Here is a 25893-nt window from a genome sequence, read left to right as displayed (position 1 = left end):
ATGATCGTCTTCGCTGCGTCCGGCAAGGGCGGTGTCGGCCAGTCGGTGACCAGCTGCAATCTGGCCTACCGGCTCAGCCTGCACGGCATCAGCACGGCCTACGTCGATTTCGATCTCGGCTCGCCCAGCGCGGGCGCAGTGTTCGAGATCGGCTCGGTCGACAGTGGCGCAGAGACGGGCAACGGGCTGCACTCGTATCTGCTCGGCCACGACAGCATCCATCGGCGCGTGGACGTGCGGGCGAGTACCCACCGAAAAGCGTTGCACAGCCGACGCTCTCGCGGGGCCGCGCTGGTCCTCCTGCCGGGTGACGAGGGTTGCCGCGAAGCCGTGTCGGCCAACGATCGTCAGGTGGTGCGGCGCTGCCGTGAGTTACTGCTCGACCTGGACAGCACCTTCAAGGTGGTGATCGTCGACCTCAGCGCTGGCCGATCGGTGGCGATGCAGATAGCGCTGGAAGCCACCCGGCCACTGGATATGCCGGACAACGAGGTGTACTGGCTCGTCTACCACCGCTGGACCCGCCAGCACCTGATGTCCGCGAAGCGTGTGGTGCACGGACCCAAGGGCCTGCTGGCGAGGGCAGTCGAGCTCGGTTATGGCCTTGACGACCTCCTGACCAGAATCCGCTTCGTGCGCACTGCTGTTCCCTGCGTCACCGGCGAGCACGCCGCAGGCGGCGGTCCACAGGCGGCCTGGTTGCTCAAACAACACGATGTCCTGCGGTCTCTCGCTGCTGAGTATCGACTCGGTGACAGCGTGTCGCTGGGGGAGGTCCCCGTCGACCGGTTGCTGCAGTGGCGGGAGCAGATTGTTCTCGATGCCGATGTTGGCGCCGGTATCGCGAATTGGGCGACGGTGGCGGCTTTCGACAACCTGGCGCGACGACTGGTGGACAGAGCGACGTGGGTACCGGTGTAGGGGTTGCGCCGGCGAAGAAGGGATGTGACCGTGTTCGTGTAAGGCACTGCGACCCGACACGCGCCTCCGATGTCGCGGATGCTGTCGTGTAAAAGCTGAGTACACTGCCTCTGATTTCGATGTTCGTGATCAGGTGCGGCGTCTAGGCTTGACTTCATAGGTTCTTGTGCGCGAACGCAAGGGAGCAGATGACCACCATCGAGGAAGCCGTGCGGTATCGGGAGCCCACGCAGGCCGATCTGCCCGATATTCAGGTGATCGATGGCGCGGCCTTCCGTGACCGTTACCCCTTCTTCGTCCTGCGCCAGTTCATGGACTTGAACAGTTCGCGCTGCGTCGTCGCCGTCGAGCCCTGCGGCGACGAGGACAAGGTTGTCGGATACGCGATGACCATCATGGGCGAAGGCTCGAGAGCGTGGCTGATCAGTTTGGCGGTGTCTCCCGATCGGCGCGGTCACGGCTACGGTCGTGGGCTGCTGCGGCGCAGCATCCGGGTTTGTCGGCACAAAGGTGATGTCGACGAGATCTGGTTGACCGTCGACCCGAAGAACGTCTCGGCTTACAACCTGTTCAGAGAGTTCGGTTTCGTGCTACGCGAGCACGACGAGCGATACTTCGGCGAAGACGAACCGCGTGATGTGCTGGTGTACAAGCTGCACCGCCTACCCGGCGACCACTCGGTAGGAACCGGCGAAAACGGTTACACTGGAACCTGATTCGGCTGGGCTCGATGCGGGGGTATTCGGATGCCGGGGGGTAGGCCGCAGTCATCGCACGAATCGGTCATCGCCGATATCGGCGATCGCGCACTGCGCTACACCCAGAGACTCGAGCAGGTCGGGGTCGCCGGAACCGGCACCTTGGATGACTTGGACACGCACATCGAAGCCCTGCTCGACCGCCCCGAACTGCTCATCCGCGGGCGGCAGAGCAACAAGCTGCGTTTCGGCGTGCTGTACGAGCGGGCCCCGAACGCGGCACCCGGCGACGAGGCCTGGCGAACGCCGCTGATCGCCGGTCTGATCGCCGCGGAAGTCGAATTCCGCGGGCCACTGCGGCTGAGCCCGGCCCAGAACACCTTGCTCGCCGCCCGATACGAGACGCTCGCCACCGCGCTCACCCGCGCCGATCTACCTGCGCACGCGGTGCGCGCCTGGAGCGGCGCCGTGGAGCTGCACCGCCGCGCCAAGAATGCCGGAGCCGAGGATCGCTGCGCGCTGGCGCTGGCGCGAGCCCGCCGTCGCACCGCCGCGCCGGGTTGGCGGCGTGGCGTCAGCATCGTCTCGGATCTACTGTGCGGTTACGGGTATCAGCCGTTCCGGCTGCTCGGCTGGGTTGTCGTGCAGATCATCGTGTGCACCGCACTCGCCCTGTTGTGGGCAGGGAACAAGCCGTGGACCGAGGTCGTCTACCTGGGTGTCCTCACCTTCCTCAATCCACTCGATCCGGCGAACGCGGTGGGCATGGCTCCGCAGGCGCGAATCCTGTTCGCCGCCGAAGCGTGGCTGGGCGCGGTCTCGATGTCGGTGTTCTTCGCGCTGCTGGTCCGCCGGTGGTTCCGGCTGTAGTCACCAGTCGCCGGACAGGTTTCCGCCGCGTGCGGCGTAGTACGTCGCCACGTCGATCCGGCGCTGCACCTGTTCCACGCGGGCGGTCCACTGTTTGGAGAAGTTGGCCGCGGCCTGCAAGTCCCGCCACGGCGCCCGCATCGCGGCCGGGACCTGTGCGCCCGGCATCCACAGGTGCGCCAGATGTTCGAGCACGGGCGCGAGCACGGTGACCTGCTGCCCGTCGTCCAGCCCTTCGGCCGCCCGCACTCTGGCGTCGATGACCGTCAGGAGCCAGTCGTGGACGGCGACATCCTGGCAGAACCGCAGGGCATCGGGCAGATCCGTAGCCGTACGCACCGTGACCCGTAACGCCCTGCACAGCTCGTCCTCGAGACGTAGCGATACCGCCGGGCCGGCATTGCCCCCGACGACGGCGGTCCACCGCAGGCGCGTGGTCGGCGCCCTCAGCTGCGGCCGTTGATCCAGCAGCGGCGAGGACCTCAGGTCATCGAGATGCCTGGCACAGATCGAGGCGAGATCCAGCGTGTTCGGGCCGGGTGGGGCGAAATAGCCTGCGACCAACTGCTTGTCGGCGACCGCGCGGTCGGGCACCTCACCGATCACCTCTGTCACGCCGATCCGGCTGATGTAATGAGACCACGGCCTGCGCTTTTTCTGCTGGGCCCGCACTACGGTGGTGTGCGACGACAGCTGGACCAATCGGCCGCCCACCAGGACCACAGTCGATGCCACCGTCCCCACCACGCGCGCGGTCGCTGTCGCGCCCCACCCGAGATGGCAGTCGACGCCGGTCGCTCGGCGCGGTGAGAAGGCAAGCGGGCCAGGACGTTCGCGGCGCAGGACGGACGCCCCGGCCACCGTCGCCAGCAGTTCGTCGGTGGCCTGGCCGTCCAAGGTCATCGAATGCGGCAGCAGGCAGGTACGGATTTCGCCCAGCACCACGAGCGGGGTCGGCGGTCCCGGCGCGGCGCGGCGCGGCGGCGTAGGCGGCACGGTCAGGTCCCATCGAGTAGCAGGTGCCCCACGCGTTCGACGACTTTGGGCGGTACCACCACCTGCTCGGCACTACCCTGGGTGGCGACCTGGGCGGCGACGTCGTCATCCGGCGCGAGATGATCGAGGATGACCCGCACCGCCGACTCGATCAGCAGATAGCGCTTGGGCAGCATCGACAGCGTCCGATACGCCGTGAACGGCGCCGCGTCCGGATTGAGCCGTACCACGGGAGGCAGGTCCTCCCAGCTGTCCGGCCATTCGCGATCGCCGGGCCACAGCTGCGGATCCACGACGGGGGCACCGTGATAGCGCAGCATGCCCAGGCGCAACAGCTGCCATACCGCAGCCAGGAACGGGCACGACCAGCGTCGTGCGGCCTCGTCCCGGTCGTGCCACAACTCCACGTCGAGGAAGATCGAATGCTCGCCGCGGCCGTACTCCTGTGGGGGCCGATATGGCTGCGGATGCATGGCGAGGCGGGACGAATCGTCCTGTTCCCGACGCCCGTTGCACAGCCAGCCGGATTCGGTGGTCGGTGGTCTGCTGCCGTTGGCGACCTCCTCGTCCTCTGGCTGCGCGACGAGCCGCGCCGCCACCATCTCCGCGACCGGGATCGGTGCGCCGACGGCGACCCCGCCCGCGAAAACCGGCGCTCGGTGGCAACCGGATTCCCTGGCCAGATAGTCGATGGTCAGCCCAGCGTCGGCCGCGGCGCCCAGCAGCCTGCCGAGCACCTCGGCAGGTTCGAAGCGTGGCTGGAAGTAATCGTCGGTGAGGTAGCAGGTACTCACCCTGGTGTCCGGCCCGTACTCGATCCGAGCCGACTCGATGAACGCGGCGACCAGCGGGACCGCGCGCCGGAATTGGGCGCGGACCAGGTCGGTGTCGTAGAGGATTTCCTCGTGCCGGAAGTGGCAGATCTCGATCGACAGATGGGCCATGGGTAGTGGCGCGACGGCGGATTCCTCCGACGCTTCCCGATACGTTGGCAGATTCATCTATTCGATGTCCCAGGTCGTCGGAACGGTAAGCCGCCGAGCCAGATCCGTGTACGCCGCGACGGTTGCCGGATCGGCGAGGCCGGCGTTGACGTCGGCATCGAGGATGAGCTGTTCGCGCCACTGCAGCATCGGCTCGATCGGTGTCTGCCCCAGCACCATGGCCGCGCCGATACCCTTGGCGGTGGCCAGTTCTCGCAAGGCGTTCGCCTGTTCTTTCAGCCAGGCAGCCTGGGCAGGCCGGTCCACTGTGTGGGTCCGGTCCGATGCGGCGACTGCCGTGCGCACACAACGCATCGACGCGAGGCGGGCTTGTTCGGACTTCTCGACTGTGAGCAGTTTGTCGCGCTGACGATCCCAGATCGCACCGGTCTTGATCAGCCCGTGCTGTCCGTGTACCAGGCCGCCGGCCGCCAGCACGTGCTGGCGCGTCCACCGGTGGAAGACCAGCCAACGATGCGCGCGGTGCGCCAGCATGGTCGAGGCTGTGGCCCGCAATGCGATCTCGAGCGCGACCGAGCGCCCGGCGCTGAGATCGACTATCACCACGGCGAATTCGCTCAGCAGCTGGGCGAACAAGGCGGTTCCGCGCGCCACCATGGCATTGTCGCAGCCGAATTCGGCACCGCCCAGGTCGCCGGGGAACAAGACCAGCTGTCCAGCTCCAGGTGCGTCGCGGCGTAGTTGGGGTCGGTCGGTTTCCCGGCCGACGATCAGCCGCCGAGGCTCGCCGGTGTTCCCGCGCAGATACGAATGCATCCCGCGGTCATCGGTGATGCCGCGTTCGGCGTGTCCGATCTCGAACAGCGCGCCCGCCGTCGGAGAGCCGAAATCGAAGTCGACATAGGCGACATCGAGGCCGTGCAGAGCCAATCTGTAGGCGATGTTGCAGCTGGTAACCGACCGCCCCGTGCCTCCCTTGTCAGAGGTCGCGAAGACCAGCATCGGCGCGGCGTCATCGGCGCTCATCGGGTGGCGTCCTCCCGGGCGTAGGCGAGCGCGTTGAGCCGAAGCAGCGCGTCGGCCGCCAGCGCCTCAGCGGTGTGCGGTCGCTTGGTCAGGATCTCGTCAGCGCGGTCCAGCGACTGCTGGATCGCGGCCAGCTCCTGGAATCGCGACGAGTACACGGCATCGCTGACCTGAAGAAACTCCTGGCTGAGCAGATGCTCGGCCTCACTGAGCTTGCCGATCGCGGCGTTCACCATTGCCTGGGTGGCCAGCGGGGGTCGAGTGTAGGTGTTGTGTGCGACTACCAGGCACTCCATCATGCGTTCGGTCAGGAACCACGATGGCGCGGCGTCGGCGGCATCGCCGACCGGTCCGAGGTTGTCCCACAGGCCCGCGGAACGGCCGCCGGTGATGGCTCGGTCCTGCATGTGCTGCAGGGCCGAGGCGGCCAGGTCGAGCAGCTCCTCGCGGGTGTCCACGTCACGTGCCAGCCGGGCGGCCTGGAGGCTGCGCTTGAGTAGGAGCGTAGTGAAGTCGCTGACGTGATAACCCAGCACCGTGCCCGGCTCGATGGCCTCGGATCCCTTGAGCGTCAGGGTAATTCCGGGATAGTGCAGACGAGCGGCAGGATCGTCGGGGACCTGCCGGTTGATGATCCGGGCACGCTGGGCCAACTGCCGTAACACCCCGACAGTGCGTGCCAGATCGGTGGTGGACTCCCGCTCCAGCAAGTCCTGGATGAGAAATGCCGTCACAGCCAGGCTGTAGTAGTCCGACTGTTTCCCGTCGGAAGTGCGCCAGGGTAGGTCTTCCAGCGGCCAGCGCCCGGTTCCGAAGCGAGAGATCGTGGACCAGTAGCGCTGGGTCAGCTCCGCGCGGCGCTTCAGCGCCTCGGCCAGTTGGAGCTGATGCGGCTCGAGGAGCGCCGGTTCCTGGGTCCGCTGGGAGTACAGGTCCTTGATGCCGTCGAGCGCGACCAGGGTGAAGTAGAGGTACGGCTCGGTGACCGCGTAACCGGGCTGGGTGGCAACCCGGCCGGTGACCTCGACGGCGGGGCCCGCATTGGTGTCGATACCCCACGCCCAGCCGCATTCGAAAGCCAGGTTGTCGTCGCGCAGATCGAGGCCGGGGGTGTGGCCGCTGCGCACGTCGTTCTCGGCCTGCACGCGGATCTGCTCGAGCGCACCGGAGAAGTCGGCGATGACATCCTTGACCGGGGCGCCTGTCTGGTTCACCAGTTTCAGGATCTCCTGCCCGGCGGAGGAGGAGAAGGGCGGGGTGTGGATAACGAAACTTCGGATCAGACCCCCCATCGCGGAGGTGAGTCGGACGCTTACCCGGGGGGTCAGCGCGTGGATGCGCTCCTTCAGGTGCGTGCCCTCGCGGCGCACCTCGTGCACCAGATACCGGTCGAGACCGCGCAGAAAGCGCAGCGACGCGATGCACAGACTCAGCGACATCGAATAGGAGTCGACCACCTCGAGCTCACGCTGCGCCGCCGAGGGCTCTCCGAAGCCCGAGTCGCGAAAGTAGCTGCCGCCCGCGAATATCGGATTCCCGTCGGCGTCGGTATAGGAGTCGAAGAACTCCTCGATCTTCGTCACCAGGGCGCCGCCGACCCGGAGGTTGTCGCCGAGCGCCGCCATGACCGCGGCGATATCGTCGGCGGACTCGATGCTGTCCGGGTCGAGTGCGAAACTCGCCAGTTCGGTGGACGGATACAGCAGGCACATCAGCTGTTCGGCGTCGCTGATCGAATTGCGTCCGTCGCGTCCGCCCCAGACCCACCCGCCATCGCGGAACGAGGTGCGCAGGTGGGCGCGCCAGAGATCCAGAAGTTGTTGCCGCGGTCGAATTCTCACCGATGTCCCCTCCGTGCAACTGCCTCCTCAGTGTGGACGCTGGGACGCGTCCTTGTCATCGGTTGTGCCGTAATACGTTTCGACGTGGGTAACAACGGAAACGGCGTAACAGCCGAAAGCCACGTTCGGGAGGGGACCGAACGTGGCTTCCGGGTGGGTGGGGATGGATCAGACGCTGGCGTAGGCCAGCGAGGGGACCTTGTCGGTGGCGAAGGAGGTGCGCAGGTAGCACCACCAGGTGACGGCGGCCATCACGAGGAAGACGGCGGCGTAGGCCCAGAAGGCGGGGGCCATGGTCTTCAGGTGGACGTTGGACAGGCGAAGGGCCTGCTGGACGACGAACCCGCCCGCGGCGCCGACCGCGCCGATGACACCGATCGCGGCACCGGCCTGACGCTTGGCGGAGGTGGCCGCCTCGGTCAGGTCCATGCCGTGCTCGGAGGCGTACTTCTTGGCAGTGGCGTTGAAGATCGACGGGATCATCCGGTAGGTGGAGCCGTTGCCGATACCGGCCAGGATGAACAGGGCAAGGAACGCGGTCAGGTAGAGCGGGAAGCTCTTCATGTCGACGGCGGCCACGATGCAGGCCACCGCGATCGACATCCCGCCGAAGACGAACACCGTGATCTTGGCGCCGCCGCCGATCTTGTCGGAGACCCAACCACCGAACGGGCGGCTGAACGAACCGACCAGGGCGCCGAGGAAGGCCAGGTTACCCAGGGTGGTGATCCAGCCGATCTTGGCGAGGTCGGGGAAGGTGGCCTTGATCAGCGTCGGGAAGGCGAACGAGAAGCCGATAAACGAGCCGAACGTGCCGATGTAGAGGAACGACATGATCCACGTGTGCCGGTTGGTCAGCGCCAGCTTGTAGGACTTGCCGTCGGACTTGGCCTCGGCCAGCGAGTCCATGAAGTACAGCGCGCCGAGGGTCGCGACCGCGATGAACGGCAGCCAGAACAGCACGGCGAGGGTGATACCGAAGCGGTAGCCGCCCGCGTCCTTGGCCATGATGTGGGTGCCGAAGGTGATCAGCAGCGGCACGATCAGCTGGGTTTGCGCGACACCGAGGTTGCCGCCCGCGGCGTTGAGGCCGAGCGCGGCGCCCTTCTTGCCCTCGGGGAAGAAGAACGAGATGTTCGACATCGACGAGGAGAAGTTGCCGCCACCGACACCGGCGAGGGAGGCCAGCACCAGGAACACCCACATGGGCGTGCTCGGCTGGTTGACGAAGTAGAGGATGCCGAGCGCGGGTAGGAACAGCATCGCGGCGCTGAACGCGGTGAACGCGCGCCCACCGAACTTCGGTACCGCGAAGGTGTACGGAATGCGCAGGGCCGCGCCGACCAAGGTCGGGATCGAGGTGAGCAGCAGCGCGTTGCTCACGGCGACCGCGTTGCCCTTGCCGAGACCCTGCAGGAACTCGAAGCCGGCCGGGCCCATCGCGGTGACGATGGAGCCCCAGATGACCCACATGCTGAAGCCGAGATTTTCGGCGAATACGGAGAAGTACAGATTCTTCTTGGCAGTCTTCGCGCCGCCGGATTCCCAGAACCCCTTGTTGTCGGGGTCCCAATGGGAGATCCAGCGGCCCTTCTTCTGGTATTCGAAGGACGGGGCTTCCGTCTCATGGCCGGTGGCGGCTATCGCGGTCATCGGCTTCCTCTCGATCGGGCTCGATAGGAGCGGCTCGCCTGGTGTTCGACGATGCTCCCTGCGGTGTCGAGATAAAGGTAGGAGCCGGTTGTTGCGTGACAATGGCCGCAGGTGACGTTCCCGGCAACTACGGCTCACCGTGCGACTTCGCTGGTGGTGACAGCCCGGTTACCTGGATTTAGGAAGCGTCTCTCCGCGCTGCTCAGCGGTCCGGATATTCGGCGATGAGCGAGCCGAGGAAGCAGTTGGCCGCCTGCACGGCCCGCTCGGCGTCACCGTCGATGACGGCCTGGACCAGCTCGGCGTGCTCGGTGTCGTACGCGTCGTCGGATTTCGCGGTCCGCGCGTGGATCACCTGCTCGATGATCGGCAGCAGCGAATCGTAGAACTCCAGATATACCGCGTTGTGGCTGGCGACGACGATCGCGCGGTGCAATTCGACGTCGGCGGCGATGGCCACCGGGTCGGCCTCGGCCCAATTCCGGTTGCTGCGTTCGGCGAGCAAGCGCTGGAGGGTGGCGATATCGGCGTCGTCGCGGCGGCGCGCGGCCAGGCCCGCCGCGGTGGTGTCGAGAGCTTGGCGCAGTTCGAGGATGTCGCGTTCGTGCGCGTCGGCGAAGTACTTGCCCAGGGTGCCGCCGACCTCGGAGGTGGCGATCACATAGGTGCCCGAGCCCTGACGGCGTTCGAGCATGCCCGCGTGCACGAGCGCCTGGACGGCTTCGCGCACGGTGTTGCGGCCGGTCCCGGTGAGCTCGGTGAGCTCTGGTTCGGTGGGGATCCGTTGGCCCACTGGCCAACGGCCGGAACGGATCTCGGCCCGAAGCTGCTCGGTGACCTGGGCGATGAGGCTGGTACGCCGGACGGGTTGCACGTCAGCAAGGTTACTGGGCTGTTCCGCCTCTCCGGGACTTCAGGCCGGACTTGTGCACGGGGTGACCTGGGTCGGCGGCCGACGAGAGGTCGGTTGTGCGGTAGTCCGTTCCCGGTGATTTACCCGTGTTCTCGCGGGAGATCGCTCACAGTCGCTTGGCAGTAGTCATCGGGTCATCCTATGATTTCCGGGTGCCGCCGCTCCGTGATTTCCAGCCAGCTTCCGGCGCCGGGTCGACCCTCGAGGACGACCGGCGCGGTCACGTCGACCCGCCTTCCGAGATCACCCAGCGGTCGCTGATCGAAGGTCGGCTGCTCGTTCTGGCGGCCATCATCATGTCGGCGCTCACCTTGCGCGCCGCCGTCACCGCATTCAGTCCGCTTGCCGAGACGATCGGCGCCGAGGTCGGGTACGGGACGGGGATCGTCGGGGTGTTCGGCATGTTGCCGACCGCGATGTTCGGTCTCGCCGGGCTCATCGCGCCGCTGTTCGTGCGCCGGTTCGGGCTGGAGCGAACCGTGTTCGTCGCGATGCTGCTGGCCGGCGCCGGGTCGCTGGTGCGGGTGTTCTCCACCGGTACCGGTGGACTGCTGGCGTTCTCCGGGGTGGCGCTGCTCGGCATGGGCATCGGCAATGTGGTGATTCCGCCGCTGGTGAAGCGGTATTTCGGCGATCATCTGGCCGCGATCAGCTCGCTCTACATCGTGATGGTGCAGCTCAGTACCGTCATTCCGGCGTTCATCGCCGTGCCGGTGGCGCAGGCGCACGGCTGGCGGATCTCGATGGGGGTGTGGGCGCTGGTCGGTTTCGCCGCCGCGATCCCGTGGTTCGTCGTGCTGCGCGATCGGCGTGGTCGCGACACCGTTGACACCACCGCGCTACCCGCCGAGGCACCCGAGACCGGCAGAGTCTGGCGTTCGCCGGTGGCGTGGGGGATGGCGGGCATGTTCGGCATGACCTCGCTGACCACCTACGCCATGTTCGCCTGGCTGCCCAAGATCCTGTCCGACGCGGGCGCGAGCGCCGGTTTCGGCGGCAGCATGGTCGGCTTGTTCGCGCTGATCGGGCTGATCCCGGCGCTGGGCGCGCCCACCGTGGTCTCGCGGATGCGCAACCCGTTCCCCGTCGTCGTCGGCTGCATGGTGCTGTTCGCGACCGCTTTCATCGGCCTGCTGGTGGCGCCGATGCAGGCACCCCTGCTGTGGGTTGTGCTGCTGGGTCTGGGCCCGTCCACCTTCCCGATGGCGCTGACGCTGATCAACCTGCGCACCCGCACCCCCCATGGCTCGGCGGCACTGTCCGGCTTCACCCAGGGCGTCGGGTACGCGATCGCCTGCACGGGCCCGCTGCTGTTCGGCATGCTGCACACCTGGACCGGCGGCTGGCTCGTCCCGTTCGCCATGCTGTTCGTCGCCCTCGGTGTGCTCCTCGCGGGCGCCTGGCAAGCCTGCAAGCCGCGCATGCTCGAAGACAGCTGGAATTGATCTCACCGTTCGAGTTGCGAACCGGTGCGTTCGGAGTAATGCTGTGTAGATCACACCCTCACGGGCGTTTCCGATGATTTCTTGCTGCTTCCTTACGCGCGGAAATCGTTGCGACACATGCCGGAAACAAAAGGGCTGATCTCACCTCCCTGATCGGGGGAAGGTGAGAAACCGTTGATTCAAGCGACATTTCCCGCAGCATTTCGGCAATACCCATTTCCTACCGTTGGGCCATCGCACTTTTGGGAGGCCCAATCTTGAGCACGCTGAAGCGGAACCACGACATCGACAACTGGGATGCCGAGGACGTCGCGGCCTGGGAAGCCGGTGGCAAGGACGTCGCCAAGCGCAATCTGATCTGGTCGGTGATCGCCGAGCACATCGGATTCTCGGTGTGGTCGATCTGGTCGGTGATGGTGCTGTTCATGCCCACCGACAAGTACGGCATCGACGCGGCGGGCAAGTTCTTCCTGGTCGCCATGCCCACCCTGGTCGGCGCGTTCCTCCGCATCCCCTACACCGTCGCCACCGCCCGCTTCGGCGGTCGCAACTGGACGATCTTCTCCGCGTTCCTGCTGCTCATCCCGCTGCTGCTGACGCTGTACTTCGTCAACCAGCCCGGCACTTCCTACACCACGTTCCTGGTCGTGGCCGCGTTCGCCGGCTTCGGTGGCGGCAACTTCGCGTCGTCGATGACCAACATCAACGCCTTCTACCCGCAGCGGCTCAAGGGCTGGGCGCTGGGCATGAACGCCGGCGGCGGCAACATCGGCGTCCCGGTGATCCAGCTGCTGGGCCTGCTGGTGCTGGTCACCCTCGGTGGCGACTACGCCTCGGTGATCTGCGCGGTCTACCTGGTCCTGGTCGGTGTCACCGCCGTCGGCGCCGCCGTCTACATGGACAACCTGACCAACCAGAAGGCCGACATGTCCTACATGGTCAAGGCCCTGCGGGTACCGCAGTCCTGGGCGATCGCCTTCCTCTACATCGGCACGTTCGGCTCGTTCATCGGCTACAGCTTCGCTTTCGCCCAGATCCTGCAGATCAGCTTCAAGGCCGGTGGCGACACCGCCGCCCAGGCCGCCGTCCACGCCGCGTCGATCGCCTTCATCGGCCCGCTGCTCGGTTCGCTGGCCCGCCCCTACGGCGGCAAGATGGCCGACCGCATCGGCGGTAGCAAGGTCACCATCGCCACCTTCGGCGCCATGATGGCCGCCGCGCTGCTGGTGATCACCGCGTCGACGATGGCCGACGGCAACAAGGGCATCGCGACCGGTGCCACCATGACGCTGCTGGTCGCGGGCTTCATCGCCCTGTTCGTCCTGTCCGGTTTCGGCAACGGTGCCGTCACCAAGATCATCCCGTCGGTGTTCGAGGCCAAGTCCAAGAGCCTGCCGATCTCGCGGGTCGAGCAGGCGGCCTGGTCGCAGAACACCTCCGGTGCGCTGATCGGCTTCGTCGGCGCCATCGGCGCGCTCGGCGGCGTCGGCATCAACATGGTGCTGCGCAGCTCCTACGCCAGCACCGCTTCGGCCACCTCCGCGTTCTGGGTGTTCCTCGCCTTCTACGTGGTCTGCGCCGCCGTTACCTGGACGGTCTTCCTGCGCCGTCCCCGTCTCACCTCCGACTCCGCAGTGGTGGTCGAGGCCGAGCACATGGTCCTCGAGGCCGAAACCAACGCTTCGTCGGCCAATTCGTCGGCTCGCTGACAACCGACCACTACCAAGGAGGTCACTCTCATGAACAGCACTCGCAAAACAGCGGTCGTGGTCGGCCACGGCATGGTCGGACACCGTTTCGTCGAAGCCCTTCGCTCGCGCGACGAGGCAGGCCAGTGGCAGGTCATCATCCTGTCGGAGGAGAAGCTGCCCGCGTACGACCGCGTCGGCCTGTCCTACTACGTCGGCAACTGGAACGCCGACGACCTGGCGCTGCCCGGCAACATGTACGACGGTGACGAGCTGGTCGACCTGCGGCTGGGCCAGCGCGGCGAGTCCATCGACCTCGAGGCCAAGACCGTCACCAGCACCAGCGGCGACGTCATCGCCTACGACGCCCTGGTCATGGCGACCGGTTCCTACCCGTTCGTGCCGCCGGTCCCCGGCCACGATCTGCCCGAGTGCTTCGTCTACCGCACCATCGACGATCTCGACGGCATCCGCGCCGCCGCCGAAGCGGCCGGTCCCGGCGCGCACGGTGTGGTCGTCGGCGGCGGTCTGCTCGGCCTGGAAGCCGCCAACGCGCTGCGCCTGCTCGGCATGACCCCGCACGTGATCGAGTACAACGGTCGCCTGATGCCCGCCCAGGTCGACGCCGGTGGTGGCGCGATCCTGGAGAAGCTCGTCACCGATATCGGCCTCAACGTGCACACCGGTGTCGGCACCGCCAAGATCGTCTCGATCGAGGAGGAGGGCGCCGACAAGGTCACCGTGCACCTGTCCGACGAGGCCGAGATCAAGGCCTCGCTGGTGGTGTTCTCCGCCGGTGTCCGCCCGCAGGACGCCCTCGCCAAGGCCTCCGGCCTGGAGATCGGCGCCCGCGGCGGCATCCTCACCGACCTCACCCTGCAGACCTCCGACCCGAGCGTCTACGCGATCGGTGAGTGCGCCGCGATCGAGGGCGTCTGCTACGGCCTGGTCGCTCCCGGTTACACCACCGCCGAGATCGTCGCCGACCGCCTGCTGGGCGGGGCGGGCGAGTTCCCCGGCGCCGATATGTCCACCAAGCTGAAGCTGATGGGCGTCGACGTGGCGTCCTTCGGTGACGCGCACGGCACCACCGAGGGCGCCCTCGAGGTCGTGCTGCACGACGCGGCCAAGGGCACCTACGCCAAGCTGGTCGTCTCCGACGACGCCCAGACCCTGCTGGGCGGCATCCTGGTCGGCGACGCCAGCCAGTACGCGGCCTTGCGCCCGCTGGTCGGGCGCCCGCTGCCCGCCGACGCCGCCGCGCTGATCTCCCCGGCCGGCGCCGAACTCGGTGCCGACGCGCTGCCCGACGACGCCCAGATCTGCTCCTGCAACAACGTCAGCAAGGGCGCCATCTGCGGCGCGATCGCCGAGGGCGCCTGCGACATCCCGGCCGTCAAGAGCTGCACCAACGCGGGTACCTCCTGCGGTGGCTGTGTGCCGATGATCAAGAAGCTGCTCGAGCAGTCCGGCGTGGCGCTGTCGAAGTCGCTGTGTGAGCACTTCACCCAGTCGCGTGCCGAGCTGTACGACGTGGTCGCCGTCACCGGCATCCGCACCTTCTCCGAGCTGATCGCCAAGCACGGCAAGGGCTCGGGCTGCGATATCTGCAAGCCGACCGTGGCCTCGATCCTCGCGTCGACCTCGAGCGAGCACATCCTCGAGGGCGAGCAGGCCGCGCTGCAGGACACCAACGACCACTTCCTGGCCAACCTGCAGAAGAACGGCACCTACTCGGTCGTCCCCCGGATGCCCGGTGGCGAGGTGACCGCCGACCAGCTGATCGTGATCGGCGAGGTGGCCAAGGAGTTCGGCCTCTACGTCAAGGTCACCGGTGGTCAGCGCATCGACCTGTTCGGCGCCCGCGTGGAGCAGCTGCCGCTGATCTGGAAGCGTCTGGTCGACGTCGGCATGGAGTCCGGCCACGCCTACGGCAAGTCGCTGCGCACCGTGAAGAGCTGCGTCGGTTCCACCTGGTGCCGCTACGGCCAGCAGGACTCGGTCGGCATGGCCGTGCTGCTGGAGAAGCGCTACCGCGGCCTTCGCTCGCCGCACAAGATCAAGCTGGCCGTCTCGGGTTGCGCGCGTGAGTGCGCCGAGGCCCGTGGCAAGGACGTCGGCGTGATCGCGACCGAGCACGGCTGGAACCTCTACGTCGGCGGTAACGGCGGTCTGACCCCCAAGCACGCGGTGCTGCTGGCCGGTGACCTCGACGACGAGACCCTGATCAGCTACATCGACCGCTACCTGATGTTCTACATCCGCACCGCCGACCGCCTGCAGCGCACCGCGCCGTGGCAGGAGGCCCTCGAGGGTGGCTTCGACTACCTCAAGGCCGTCGTCTGTGACGACAGCCTCGGCATCGCCGGTGACCTCGAGGCCGCCATGGCCAAGCACGTCGAGGGCTACAAGGACGAGTGGGCCGCCGTGCTCGAGGACGAGAACAAGCTCTCGCGCTTCGTCTCCTTCGTCAATGCCCCTGACGAAGCCGACCCGACAATTTCGTTCGACGACAGCGGAGAACGCAAGGTACCAGTGCTCCTCGGTCTTCCCGGCATGCCCGTCGGTGTTGCTTCGGACACAGCACCGGCCGGGAAATAAGCCCTTAACGCTGCGGAAACAGGGCGCCTGTACCAATAGGTAAGGCGTTCGGAGGAGGAACCGATGACCGTTATCGACACACCCACCATCACCACTGAGACCGTGACCTGGACCCAGGCTTGCCGGCTCGATTTCCTGATCCCGGGGCGCGGCGTGGCTGTCCTGCTGAAGGGTGGCCGTCAGGCGGCTCTGTTCCTACTCACCGACGGCACGCTCGCCGCCGTCGGCAACATCGATCCGTTCGGCCGGGCCGCGGTGATGTCACGCGGCATCATCGGTGATCGCGGCGGTGTTCCCGTCGTCGCGTCGCCGCTGCTCAAGCAGGCCTTCTCGCTGATCGACGGCCGTTGTCTCGACGACGAGTCCCAGTCACTGCCGGTGTACGCCGTCCAACTCGACGGCGGCGTCGTCGCGGTCTCCAACGAGCCGGTGCAGACCCCATGACCTCTCCCACCGACAGTGGCCCTTGCCTTGCCGGCTTCACCATCGGCGTCACCGCGGCTCGCCGCGCCGAGGAATTCAGCACCCTGCTCACCCGCAAGGGCGCGAGCGTGGTGTCCGCCCCCGCCATCCGCATCATCCCGCTGGCCGATGACACCGAGCTCGAACGGGTCACCGAACTGCTGATCGCCGATCCGCCGCAGATCACCGTCGCCACCACCGGCATCGGCTTCCGCGGCTGGATGGAAGCGGCGGAGGGCTGGGGCCTGGCCGAGGTCCTGCGCGACACTCTCGCCTCCACCCGGATGCTGGCCCGCGGCCCCAAGGCCAAGGGCGCGATTCGCGCCGCCGAACTGCGTGAGGAATGGTCGCCTGCCTCGGAGTCCTCGGCCGAGGTGCTCGACCATCTGCTCGCCGAGGGCGTCGAAGGCGTCCGCATCGCGGTGCAGCTGCACGGCGCGACCACCGAATGGGAGCCGGTTCCCGACTTCTGTGAGGTGCTGCGCTGCGCGGGCGCCGACGTGGTCCCGGTCCCGGTGTACCGCTGGGAGCCGCCGGCCGATCGTGGGCCGATGGACAACATGATCGAATCGATCATATCCGGCAGCCTGGACTGCGTCACCTTCACCAGCGCGCCCGCCGTGGCGTCACTGCTGATGCGCGCCAAGGAAACCGGACTGCTCGAGTCGGTGCTGCACGCGTTCCGCGGCCGGGTGCTCGCCGCCTGTGTCGGGCCGATCACCGCGGCCCCGCTGGAAGAACTCGGCGTGCCGACGACGATGCCGGGTCGTGCCCGGTTGGGCGCGCTGGCTCGCCATGTGGCAGAAGAACTTCCGCGTCGCGCCAGCCGCATCTACGCCGCCGGTCATCTGATCAGCGTGCGTGGTGGATGTGTTGTCGTCGACGGTGAGGTGCGCCAGCTGGCGCCCGCTCCGATGGCGTTGATGCGATCGCTGGCTCGTCAGCCCGGTCGGGTGGTGTCGCGCGAAGACCTGCTGGCCGCGTTGCCGGGTGGCGGTGACGACACCCATGCGGTGGAGACCGCGATCGCGCGACTGCGGGCCGGCCTCGGCACTCCCAAGGCGATCCAGACCGTGGTGAAGCGCGGGTACCGGCTGGCGCTGGACGCGGCCGACTGCTCCGATACGCCCGTGCGGGCGGCTGTTCAGGCACCGCACGCCGCGGGGATCGGAACACCTGCCCGCTCGCCCCGGCCCGCCCAAGCGATCGGGGTGTGGTGAGCGCCGGACAGCCGGGTGATCCGGCTCTGGTGCTGGTCGCGCACGGGACTCGCAGTGCGCGCGGGGTGGAGATGATCGCCGCGCTGGCCGACGCGGTGGCCGCCGAACTCGGCGTCGCGGTGTCCTCGGCGCCGAATACCGCGCTGCGGACCGCGTTCGTCGACGTGCTCGGTCCCTCGCCGTCGGAGGTGCTGCGGGATCTCGATGGGCCCGCTGTCGTTGTTCCGGCGTTCCTCGCTTCCGGTTATCACGTGTACCAGGACGTTCCGCGTGAGGTCGCCGAGAGCGGGCACGGCGCGGTGGCTGTGACCGAGGCGATGGGACCGGATCCGGCGCTGACCCGGATCATGGCGGTGCGGTTGCGGGCGGCCGGGTGGAAGCCCGGTGACGCGGTGGTGTTCGCGGCCGCGGGTTCTTCGGATTCGCGTGCGCGCCAGGATGTTCGGCGGGCCGCGGGGATGCTGGCCGAGCAGCTGGGCGCGCCGGTGAAGATCGCGTATGTGGCGACCGGTACGCCGCGTGTGCCCGAAGTCGTTGCCTCGCTGCGTGAATCGGGTGCGCAACGGGTGTTCATCGCTTCGTATCTGCTGGCGCACGGGCTGTTTCATCAGCGGTTGCACGATGCCGGTGCCGATGGGGTGGCCGAGCCGATCGGTGTGCATCCCGGGGTTGTCCGGTTGATCGTCGATCGGTATCGCAGCGCGGCCAGGGAGCTGGTCGGCGTTCGCTGACGCCGATCGCACAGGCAGCCGGTGCGGGCGGCTGCGACTAGAGTTGGGCCGACTTCACAACAAGGGGGCACCGCTCGATGTCAGATCCGTCCGCAGGTCAGGGCTATTCATCGCAGGATGACGGGCTGACGTCGTACCCGGACGAGTCGGCGGCGCGGGGGACCGCGAATCCACCGGTTCCCGGCGCCTATCCGCAACCGCCGAGCCAGGCCGTCCCGCAACCGCCGTACGGCCCGGTGCCGGGTGCGGTGGGATCGCCGCCGCCCTACGCCCCGCCGCCGCCCTATGGGCCGGGTGCTCCGTATCCCGGGGGTAGTGCGCCGGTGGACGCCGGGCCTCGGGTCGTTCCGCAGAGTGTGCAGATCGCGTTCTACGTGATGCTGGCGGGCGCGGTGGTCACGCTGCTCAGCATGGCCTACTCGCTCACCGTGCTCGACGAGACGCGCAGTGCTGCGCTCGACGCGTCGGGTGGGGTGTTGCGGGGAGACGAACTCGATCTTCTGGTGTACGCGAGCGTCGGCGGCGCCCTCCTGAGTTCGCTGGTGACGGTGGGGCTGTGGGTGTGGATGGCGTTCGTCTGCCGGGCGGGAAAGAACTGGGGCCGGATCACGGGGACGGTCTTGTTCGGGATCAACGCGCTGCTCTATGCCGCAGGCACGGTGACGGCGTTCGTCACCTCGACGGCGGGGATCGCGCTGGTGTTCAGCACGGTCACCCTGGCGATCGGGCTCGCCGCGGTGATCCTGCTGTGGAACCGGACGTCTTCGCCCTTCTTCGCGGCTCGGGCGCCGCAGGGCTACCAGCCCTACCCCGGTTATCCGCCTATCGCGCCGTACTGAAATTCGCGCGGTAGGTACTCGGGGAGACGCCGACCTGGCGAACCATGTGCTGGCGCAACGACTCGGCCGACCCGATGCCGCTGTGCCGCGCGACCTGTTCGATCGGCAGGGTGGTCGATTCCAGGAGTTCCCTGGCGCGGTGGATGCGCTGGCTCAGCAACCATTTCTGTGGGCTGAGGCCGGTCTCCTCGTGGAATCGGCGACTCAGGGTGCGCACGCTGATTCGCGCGTGTTCGGCCAGGTCGCGCAGGGACACGGGGGTGTCGAGGCGTTGTAGCGCCCACGTCCGGGTGGCGGAGAGGGACAGGTCGTCGTCGGCGGGTAGTGGTGTGTCGACGAACTGGGCCTGTCCGCCGGGCCGCACGGGCGTCACCACCGCGGCCCGCGCGGCGGCGTTCGCCACGGTGGCGCCGTAGTCGGCGCGAATCAGGTGCAGGCACAGGTCGATTCCGGCTGCCGCGCCCGCCGCGGTGGTCACCGGTCCGTCCTCGATGAACAGTGCGTCGCTGCGCACCTGGACGAGCGGATGGTCGCGGGCCAGTTCCTCGGCCAGTGCCCAGTGCGTGGTCGCGGTGCGCCCGTCGAGCAGTCCGGCTTGGGCGAGCACGAACGCGCCGCTGCAGATCGAGGTGACCAGGATGCCCCGGTCGACGGCCGCGCGCAGCGCCTTCAGCGTCACCGGATCCGCGTCGGCGCGGCTGCCGGTGCTCGGCACGATCACCGCGTCGGCGGTGTCGAGTACCTCGAGCCCGTGCCGGATCACGACATCGAACCCACCGGGCGTCATCGAGGGCAGGGCCCCTGGCACGGCGGTGCAGACCACCACGCGATAACCGGGCTCGCCGCCGACCGTGATCGAGCCCATCAGCGTTTCCGGCATCGACAGATCGAAGGACTTCACCGGTGGGACAGCAACCACGGCAATGGTCTTCATGGCCTGATCCTTGGGATAGCTGGCAGTGCGGCCACTAGTTTAGCCGTCTCGCGAACGGCATCGTGGAAGGCGCGGGCACAACCACATTGCTCGCATCGAAAGATGTTGTTGTGAAAGGGAATTCACATGTCCACGCATGTTGTGATCGGCCGTGGCGGCACCGCTACCGCCACCGCGTTGTCGCTGGTCGAAGCCGGGGATCGGGTACGGATGGTGAGCCGGACCGGGCTCGGCCCCACCCATCCCGACGTGGAATTGATCGCCCTCGACGCCCTCGACACCACCGCTCTGATCGAGATCGCGACCGGTGCGAGCACCGTCTTCAACATGGCGATGCCCGCGTATCACACCTGGCCGGAAACGGTTCCGCCCCTGTTCGGCTCGATCCTGTCGGCCACCGAAACCGCTGGCGCCGACCTGGTCATGCTGGGGAACCTGTACGGCTACGGCCCGGTCGATGGTGTCGTGTCCGAACGTACCCCGCTCGCCGCGACCGGCAGCAAGGGCGCGGTCAGGGCCAGGATGTGGGCCGATGCGCTCGCCGTGCACGAGGCAGGCCGGCTGCGCGTCACCGAAGTGCGCGCGGGGCAATTCCTCGGCGCGGCCGCTGTCTCGGTCTTCACCCTGTTCGTCCAGGCCGCGGTCCTGTCGAACACCCCGGTCAAGGTTCCGCAGGAACTCGACCTCCCGCACTCGTACACCGCGACCGGTGATGCCGCGGCCGCGCTGGTGGCGGTCGCGCGCGACGACCGGTCGTGGGGGAGGGCCTGGCATGCCCCGGTGATCACCACGACCGTGCGCGCGATCGCGAACCGGCTCGCCGAGCTGGCCGACGTCGCGACGCCCGAACTCGCGGTGCTCACCGACGAGGAGATCACCGAATTCGCCCAGCAGGACCCGTTCTGGACCGAATTGTTCGAGACGAAACACATGTCCCATCGCGAGTTCGTCGTCGACGATTCGGCGGTGCGTGCCACCTTCGGTATCACCGCGTCGAAGCTGGACGAGGTGCTCGCCGAGGTGGTCGCTGCCGACGCGGCCGCGCGGCTATCGGTGCCCGACGCGGGGTAGATGCCGTAGGTTTGCCGGGTAACCAGTCAACGGTTGCTCCGAATCCCGGGAGGCCCGGTGCGGCAAGGCGAGGATGGTATCGGCGCGGTAGATGCCGTGATGGCGGCCGAAGCTGTGCCGATTCCCTTGTCTCCCGGACAATTACGCTGGTGGGTAGCTCATCAGCTCGCGCCCGGCGTGCCCGCCACGATCGCCCTGTATCTGGATCTGCGTGGGCCACTGGACATCGCGCGCCTGCGCACCGCGATCCGCGCGGCGGCGGTGCGACTGCAGTCACCGCTCGTGCGCCTGCGGCTCGTCGACGGCACACCACACCAATACCTCGACCCGGCCGTCTTCGGCGAACTCACCGAGGTCGATCTCACCGGTGCTGCCGAGGTTCCGCCGGGCGGCGGTACGGATCATGGTGCAGCGGTAGCCGAAGCGCTGTCGCGGATGGAGGCGGATCGCCGGGGTCGGTTGGACCTGTGTGCGGACGCGATCACTGTCGCGACGTTGTACCGCGTCGCACCCGAGCGGTGCCTGCTCTACCTGCGCAGTCATCATCTGGTGCTCGACGGTGTCGGTGCGGTGGCGCTGCTGCGGCTGGCCGCCGAAAACTATGCGGAGGGAAGCAGTCTCGATCACCCGCAGCTGTTGTCGATCGAGGACCTGGTCGAGGCGGATCGGGTCTATCGGCATTCCTCGCGCGCGGTGGCGGATCGGGCTTTCTGGGCGAAAGAGACTGCTGGGCTGCCGGATCCGATCGGGGTGGCCGGTGTCGCCGCGCCCGCGTCGGCCTGTCCGCACCGGGTGTCGGCCTGCCTCGACGAGCGCACCGCGAATCTGCTGGCCGCCGCGCGCCGGCGTTACGCGGCAAGCTTTCCGGAGCTGACCGCCGCCGCCTTCGCCGCGTTCCTTGCCGGAATGTCGGGCTCCGACCAGGTCGTTCTCTCGCTGCCGGTGGCCGCTCGGCCCACCGCCGCCCTGCGACGCTCGGCCGGATCGGTCTCCAATGTCGTGCCCTTGCGGCTGCGCGACCTCGGCTCGGCAACAGTCGAAGAGCTGATCCATCAGGTGCGGCTGCGGGTGATCGGCGCCCTGCGTCACCAGTGCTACCGCTACGAGGACATCCAGCGCGACCGTGGCGAAACCCACTTGGCCCGAGGCGGATTCGGTCCGGTGATCAACCTCCTCGGCTTCACCGCTCCGCTGACCCTCGGGGCGGCTACCGGCCGGGCCCACCTGCTGAGCCTCGGCCCTGTCGAAGATCTCCTCGTCAACGGCTATCAACTCGGTCCCGACGACACCGCCGCGACGATCGACTTCCAAGCCAACCCGGCCCGCTACGACGCCGCCACCCTGTCCTGGTACCACCGCCTGTTCCTCGACTGGTTCGCTACGTTCCTCGCCGCCGAGCCCACCCGGCGGATTCGCGACCTGACTGCCGAATTCAGCACGCCGCGCTCGCGATTCTCCGCCGAGGACGCGGGCGTGGAACCCGGTGAGCGCGACGATGCCGGTGACATCGCAGGACGACCGGAGCTGCGCCCTGCTGCGAAATCGGTGCCGAGTTGTTCACGGACGGACACCGGTGCGGCGACGACTTCGACGTTGAGCGAACTGTTCAGCGGGTTCGATGGGACCGACAGCGTCGCCGTGGTGGACGGTGGCCGGTCGATGACCTATCGGGAGCTCGGCGAGTCGGCGGCGCGGTGGGCCAGGGTCCTCATCGCGTATGGGGCCACGCCGGGAAGTCCGGTACTGACCGCGATTCCGAGGTCGCTCGAGTCGGTGCTGGCAGTGCGCGCGATCGCGGCGGCCGGTGCCTGCCTGACACCGATCGATGTGGGTGATCCGGGTGAGCGGGTCGCCCGGATCATCGCCGGATCCGGTGCGGTGCTGGGGTTGACGACACGGGCTGCTCGCCCCGGGCGAACCGGCGATGCAGCCGGGGTCACCTGGCTGATGCTCGATGACGCGGAAACCCTGGCCCGCGTGGCCGATCAGCGATCGGACCCCGTCACCGACGCGGATCGTCACGGCCGGCTGACCTCCGCGCACCTGGCCTATCTGATCCATACCTCGGGGACAACCGGGGCGCCCAAAGGCGTCGCGGTCACACATCGCGGCCTCGCTCCCTTGACCGGCCATCTGCTCGACCGCTACCGCACCACACCGGATTCGGTAGTGCTGCACGCGCATTCACCCGCCTTCGACGCGCACCTGCTCGAACTCCTCGCCGCGTTCGCCGCAGGCGCGCGCCTGGTGATCGAACCGCCCACGGTGGTCGCGGGCGCGGAGCTGACCGGGCTGATCGCCGAGCATCGCGTCACGCATCTGCTCACCACGCCCGCCGTGCTGGCGACACTGCGCCCCGCCCACGTGCCGAGTCTGGCGGTGGTGGTCGTCGGCGGCGAGGCCTGCCCGCCGGAACTGGTCGCCACCTGGGCGGCCCGAGTCCGCTTGCACAACGGCTACGGCCCCACCGAGGCCACGGTGATGGCGACACAATCGGAGCCCCTGGTAGCGGGGGAGCCCGTGACCATCGGCGCACCGCTGCCGGAAGTGGTGGCGCTGCTCCTGGATCCACGCCTGCGAGCTGTCCCCGCCGGTGCGCGGGCCGAGCTGTACCTCGGTGGGCCGTGCGTAGCGCAGGGCTACATCGGCGATCCCGCGAACACCGCGGCCCGTTTCGTGGCAGATCCCCGGGGTGGCGGCGGACGTGTCTACCGCACCGGTGATCTCGTCGGACCACGCGCCGACGGCGGCTACGAGTTCCTCGGCCGCATCGATTCCCAGCTGGCCGTCCGCGGCCGCCGCATCGAACCGGCCGAGGTCGAAGCAGCGCTGCTCACCGACCCTGCCATCGCCCACGCCGCAGTCGACATCGCCGACGCGGGCACCCCCGCCGCCCGGCTCATCGGCTACGTCGTCCCGACCCGAACCTCCGGCCGCCCCGATCCGCGGCAATCCTGCGCGCCGAACACCACGTCCGACAGTGCCTCGCCCCTGCCCTGCGGCTCGGACGATCCTCCCGCATCGGACACCGCCTGGGTCCTGGTCCGCGGGCCGGAGCATCTGTTCGCCTCGGGCATCACATTCGATGCCGCCGCGGCCCTCGCCCGTCTCCGCACTGTCCTACCCGCGGCCCTGGTCCCCGCCGCGTTGGTCACCCTCGACCGCCTCCCATTGACAGCCAACGGCAAACTCGACCGCGCGGCACTTCCCACGCAGCCCGCCACTCCTTACCGATCGCCACAAACCCCGCTCCAGCACCTGATCGCCACCACCTTCGCCACCGCCTGCGATCTCGAGACGGTCGGCGCCGACGACGACTTCTTCGCGATCGGCGGCAATTCCCTGACCGGCGTGAGTGTTTCGGCGCAGCTGGCCCAGTCGACGGACACCCCGATCACGGTCCGCTGGCTCTACACCGCACCGACGGTCGCCGCCCTCGCCCACCGCATCGAGACCTACCGCACCGACGCCGACCCGGGTGCCGACGCCCTCGCCACTGTGCTGCCCTTGCGCACCGGCGGGACCCACCCCCCTCTGTTCTGTGTGCACTCCGCCGTCCCGCTCGCCTGGTGCTACACCGGCCTGGCACGCCACATCACGGACCGTCCGGTGTACGGATTGCAGGCACCGACCTTGTCGGTCGCGGGGCCGGGCCGGGCCGCATCAGGTGAGCACGTGACCGCGAAACCATCGCGGCCGGACGCGCTGACCGTCGACTTCCTCGCGAGGACCTACGCCACCGAGATCACCCGCCTGCAACCCGAGGGCCCCCTCCACCTCCTCGGCTGGTCCCTCGGCGGCCAGCTCGCCCACGCCACCGCCGTCCGGCTGCGCGCCGAAGGCCGTGACGTCGCCACCCTCGCCATGCTCGACAGTGTCGTCGTCCCCGAGCACGCGGATCCACCCCCGCGCCCCCGCATGCGCGACCTCCTCACCCACCTGCTCGGCGACGAACCCGACGACGCAGACGCCCTTCCCGACCTCTCGGCGGAGCAAGCCGCCGCCGAATTGGCCGCCGCCGGAGCAACACTCGGATCCGGGCTCACCGCTGCCCAGCTGACCCGACTGCACGAGGCCTACGCCGACGGTGTTCGTCTCTCGCACGGCTACCGCCCCGACCGGTTCGACGGCGACCTCCTCTACTTCTGCGCCACCCAGGGCATGACCGCCTTCCTCGACGCCCAGATCTGGCGGCCTTTCGTCACGGGTCGTCTCGTCGAGCACCCGGTCGACACCACCCACGCCCAGCTCACCAACGCCGATGTCGTCGCCCGCATCGGCCCGATCCTCGACCGTCACCTGCGTGCGGCCGAAACCGCGACGGCCACACCATGACCACCCTGCGCTCGACGACCGGCAGGCGCACCGCTGCCACCTGGTGGTGCGTCTACGACGACCCCGTTCGCTGGTCCGCCGAACACCCTCGAACGGCGCCGTTGCTGGAGTGGTTCGCCGACACCCTGATGCGACCGGATCCCACCCAGGGCCGGCCCGGCCCCGTCTGCCCGTTCGTCAAACCCGCTGCCGCACAACACACCCTGTGGATCGCCGAACTGGCCGGCACCGGCTCGATCACCGAGGCCGTCGACGACGCCTTCGACCTCTACCGCACCCTCGACCACACCCCCGCCGTTCTGACCGTCTTCCCCGACCTCGACGACACCACCCGCATCGACGCCGCCCACGCCACGCGAAAGAGTGACATCGTGCGCGCGGGCGCCATGCTCGGCCAGTTCTATCCCGGCTGCCCGGTGGCGGGCCTGTGGAATCGCGACTACCGCCCGCTGCACGCCCCGCTGCCGATGCTGGTGATCCGTCCGATGATGAACACCGATTTCCCGTTCCTCGTCGGCGAACCGGAATGGCTCTCGGCCTATCTCGCCCGGCACGCGCCCGGACTCCCGCGCAAGCTCCGCGCCACGATTGCGGACCGGATGCACGTCCCCGATGCGGGACCCGCCTCGATCACCGGGCTGCGCGCGCATTTTCCGGATGAACACGCACAATAGGGACACGAACCGCCCAATGCCGGACATTAGC

At 68.1% G+C, this 25893-nt stretch carries 20 protein-coding genes; 13 read left to right on the top strand and 7 right to left on the bottom strand.

Annotation, left to right across the window (positions count from 1 at the left end; genetic code table 11):
* The 3 genes from ACWF99_RS26930 to ACWF99_RS26920 all read left to right on the top strand — a co-directional run bounded on the left by ACWF99_RS26930 (nt 1) and on the right by ACWF99_RS26920 (nt 2489).
* Complete coding sequence (locus tag ACWF99_RS26930; RefSeq protein ID WP_452537709.1) at nt 1-921, top strand: SCO2523 family variant P-loop protein; 921 nt, start codon at nt 1-3, stop codon at nt 919-921.
* Between the two features lie 188 nt (nt 922-1109).
* Complete coding sequence (locus tag ACWF99_RS26925; RefSeq protein WP_378632723.1) at nt 1110-1637, top strand: GNAT family N-acetyltransferase; 528 nt, start codon at nt 1110-1112, stop codon at nt 1635-1637.
* 30 nt (nt 1638-1667) lie between these two features.
* Entirely contained in the window at nt 1668-2489 is an 822-nt protein-coding gene (locus ACWF99_RS26920) for a hypothetical protein (protein ID WP_378651990.1), read from the top strand.
* On the opposite strand, the gene ACWF99_RS26915 is transcribed toward ACWF99_RS26920, so the two are convergent.
* From ACWF99_RS26915 to ACWF99_RS26890, 6 genes are all read right to left on the bottom strand, one after another.
* The gene (locus tag ACWF99_RS26915; protein WP_452537708.1) at nt 2490-3485 is read right to left on the bottom strand and encodes an SCO2521 family protein; all 996 of its coding nucleotides are present in this window, start codon (nt 3483-3485) and stop codon (nt 2490-2492) included.
* A gap of 2 nt (nt 3486-3487) precedes the next feature.
* Nucleotides 3488-4486, bottom strand: coding sequence for an SCO2522 family protein (locus ACWF99_RS26910; protein WP_378632730.1), 999 nt, complete (start codon nt 4484-4486; stop codon nt 3488-3490).
* Nucleotides 4487-5455, bottom strand: coding sequence for an SCO2523 family variant P-loop protein (locus ACWF99_RS26905; RefSeq protein WP_378651983.1), 969 nt, complete (start codon nt 5453-5455; stop codon nt 4487-4489). It lies immediately after the preceding gene.
* Complete coding sequence (locus ACWF99_RS26900; protein ID WP_452537707.1) at nt 5452-7296, bottom strand: SCO2524 family protein; 1845 nt, start codon at nt 7294-7296, stop codon at nt 5452-5454. Before ACWF99_RS26900 ends, ACWF99_RS26905 begins: the two co-directional genes overlap by 4 nt.
* 168 nt (nt 7297-7464) lie before the next feature.
* Nucleotides 7465-8949, bottom strand: a complete 1485-nt coding sequence (locus tag ACWF99_RS26895; RefSeq protein ID WP_452537706.1) for an MFS transporter — start codon at nt 8947-8949, stop codon at nt 7465-7467.
* A 202-nt stretch (nt 8950-9151) separates the two neighbouring features.
* The gene (locus ACWF99_RS26890) at nt 9152-9823 is read right to left on the bottom strand and encodes a FadR/GntR family transcriptional regulator (protein WP_101466098.1); all 672 of its coding nucleotides are present in this window, start codon (nt 9821-9823) and stop codon (nt 9152-9154) included.
* 335 nt (nt 9824-10158) lie between these two features.
* Between ACWF99_RS26890 and ACWF99_RS26885 the strand changes: the two genes are divergently transcribed.
* The 7 genes from ACWF99_RS26885 to ACWF99_RS26855 all read left to right on the top strand — a co-directional run bounded on the left by ACWF99_RS26885 (nt 10159) and on the right by ACWF99_RS26855 (nt 18848).
* Nucleotides 10159-11307, top strand: coding sequence for an MFS transporter (locus tag ACWF99_RS26885; protein ID WP_378652419.1), 1149 nt, complete (start codon nt 10159-10161; stop codon nt 11305-11307).
* A gap of 254 nt (nt 11308-11561) precedes the next feature.
* Nucleotides 11562-13016, top strand: a complete 1455-nt coding sequence (locus ACWF99_RS26880; protein WP_378633448.1) for a nitrate/nitrite transporter — start codon at nt 11562-11564, stop codon at nt 13014-13016.
* 30 nt (nt 13017-13046) lie between these two features.
* Nucleotides 13047-15596 (top strand): nitrite reductase large subunit NirB, encoded by a 2550-nt coding sequence (nirB, locus tag ACWF99_RS26875; protein WP_378651978.1) that lies wholly within the window; start codon nt 13047-13049, stop codon nt 15594-15596.
* Between the two features lie 63 nt (nt 15597-15659).
* Entirely contained in the window at nt 15660-16040 is a 381-nt protein-coding gene (nirD, locus tag ACWF99_RS26870) for a nitrite reductase small subunit NirD (protein WP_101466100.1), read from the top strand.
* A complete protein-coding gene (locus tag ACWF99_RS26865) occupies nt 16037-17278 on the top strand; it encodes a uroporphyrinogen-III synthase (RefSeq protein ID WP_378651976.1) in 1242 nt (413 codons plus the stop codon). Before nirD ends, ACWF99_RS26865 begins: the two co-directional genes overlap by 4 nt.
* Nucleotides 17275-18009 carry a sirohydrochlorin chelatase gene (locus ACWF99_RS26860; RefSeq protein WP_452537705.1) on the top strand — a complete coding sequence of 245 codons (735 nt, stop codon included), beginning with the start codon at nt 17275-17277 and terminating at the stop codon, nt 18007-18009. The genes ACWF99_RS26865 and ACWF99_RS26860 overlap by 4 nt, the downstream gene beginning before the upstream one ends.
* Before the next feature lie 77 nt (nt 18010-18086).
* Nucleotides 18087-18848: a hypothetical protein gene (locus tag ACWF99_RS26855; RefSeq protein WP_452537704.1), complete on the top strand. Its 762-nt coding sequence runs from the start codon at nt 18087-18089 to the stop codon at nt 18846-18848.
* On the opposite strand, the gene ACWF99_RS26850 is transcribed toward ACWF99_RS26855, so the two are convergent.
* A complete protein-coding gene (locus ACWF99_RS26850; protein ID WP_452537703.1) occupies nt 18832-19782 on the bottom strand; it encodes a GlxA family transcriptional regulator in 951 nt (316 codons plus the stop codon). The genes ACWF99_RS26855 and ACWF99_RS26850 overlap by 17 nt on opposite strands.
* 126 nt (nt 19783-19908) lie before the next feature.
* Here ACWF99_RS26850 and ACWF99_RS26845 point away from each other — a divergent pair, with 126 nt between their 5' ends.
* The 3 genes from ACWF99_RS26845 to ACWF99_RS26835 all read left to right on the top strand — a co-directional run bounded on the left by ACWF99_RS26845 (nt 19909) and on the right by ACWF99_RS26835 (nt 25862).
* Nucleotides 19909-20853 (top strand): NAD-dependent epimerase, encoded by a 945-nt coding sequence (locus ACWF99_RS26845; protein WP_452537702.1) that lies wholly within the window; start codon nt 19909-19911, stop codon nt 20851-20853.
* 99 nt (nt 20854-20952) lie between these two features.
* On the top strand, nt 20953-25188 hold the full coding sequence (locus tag ACWF99_RS26840) for an amino acid adenylation domain-containing protein (protein WP_452537701.1): 4236 nt from the start codon (nt 20953-20955) through the stop codon (nt 25186-25188).
* Nucleotides 25185-25862 carry a DUF6875 domain-containing protein gene (locus tag ACWF99_RS26835; RefSeq protein ID WP_378632759.1) on the top strand — a complete coding sequence of 226 codons (678 nt, stop codon included), beginning with the start codon at nt 25185-25187 and terminating at the stop codon, nt 25860-25862. Before ACWF99_RS26840 ends, ACWF99_RS26835 begins: the two co-directional genes overlap by 4 nt.
* Nucleotides 25863-25893: the final 31 nt, after the last annotated feature.

It is taken from the genome of Nocardia sp. NPDC055002, assembly GCF_053608825.1.
This window is presented reverse-complemented; position numbering and strand designations above follow the sequence as displayed.

Bases quoted from the DNA above. Each gene is read 5' to 3' on its own strand.
- ACWF99_RS26930 (WP_452537709.1), top strand. From the start codon at position 1: ATGATCGTCTTCGCTGCGTCCGGCAAGGGCGGTGTCGGCCAGTCGGTG.
- ACWF99_RS26925 (WP_378632723.1), top strand. From the start codon at position 1,110: ATGACCACCATCGAGGAAGCCGTGCGGTATCGGGAGCCCACGCAGGCC.
- ACWF99_RS26920 (WP_378651990.1), top strand. From the start codon at position 1,668: ATGCCGGGGGGTAGGCCGCAGTCATCGCACGAATCGGTCATCGCCGAT.
- ACWF99_RS26910 (WP_378632730.1), bottom strand. From the start codon at position 4,486: ATGAATCTGCCAACGTATCGGGAAGCGTCGGAGGAATCCGCCGTCGCG.
- ACWF99_RS26905 (WP_378651983.1), bottom strand. From the start codon at position 5,455: ATGAGCGCCGATGACGCCGCGCCGATGCTGGTCTTCGCGACCTCTGAC.
- ACWF99_RS26895 (WP_452537706.1), bottom strand. From the start codon at position 8,949: ATGACCGCGATAGCCGCCACCGGCCATGAGACGGAAGCCCCGTCCTTC.
- ACWF99_RS26885 (WP_378652419.1), top strand. From the start codon at position 10,159: ATGTCGGCGCTCACCTTGCGCGCCGCCGTCACCGCATTCAGTCCGCTT.
- nirB (WP_378651978.1), top strand. From the start codon at position 13,047: ATGAACAGCACTCGCAAAACAGCGGTCGTGGTCGGCCACGGCATGGTC.
- nirD (WP_101466100.1), top strand. From the start codon at position 15,660: ATGACCGTTATCGACACACCCACCATCACCACTGAGACCGTGACCTGG.
- ACWF99_RS26865 (WP_378651976.1), top strand. From the start codon at position 16,037: ATGACCTCTCCCACCGACAGTGGCCCTTGCCTTGCCGGCTTCACCATC.
- ACWF99_RS26855 (WP_452537704.1), top strand. From the start codon at position 18,087: ATGTCAGATCCGTCCGCAGGTCAGGGCTATTCATCGCAGGATGACGGG.
- ACWF99_RS26850 (WP_452537703.1), bottom strand. From the start codon at position 19,782: ATGAAGACCATTGCCGTGGTTGCTGTCCCACCGGTGAAGTCCTTCGAT.
- ACWF99_RS26845 (WP_452537702.1), top strand. From the start codon at position 19,909: ATGTCCACGCATGTTGTGATCGGCCGTGGCGGCACCGCTACCGCCACC.
- ACWF99_RS26840 (WP_452537701.1), top strand. From the start codon at position 20,953: ATGGCGGCCGAAGCTGTGCCGATTCCCTTGTCTCCCGGACAATTACGC.
- ACWF99_RS26835 (WP_378632759.1), top strand. From the start codon at position 25,185: ATGACCACCCTGCGCTCGACGACCGGCAGGCGCACCGCTGCCACCTGG.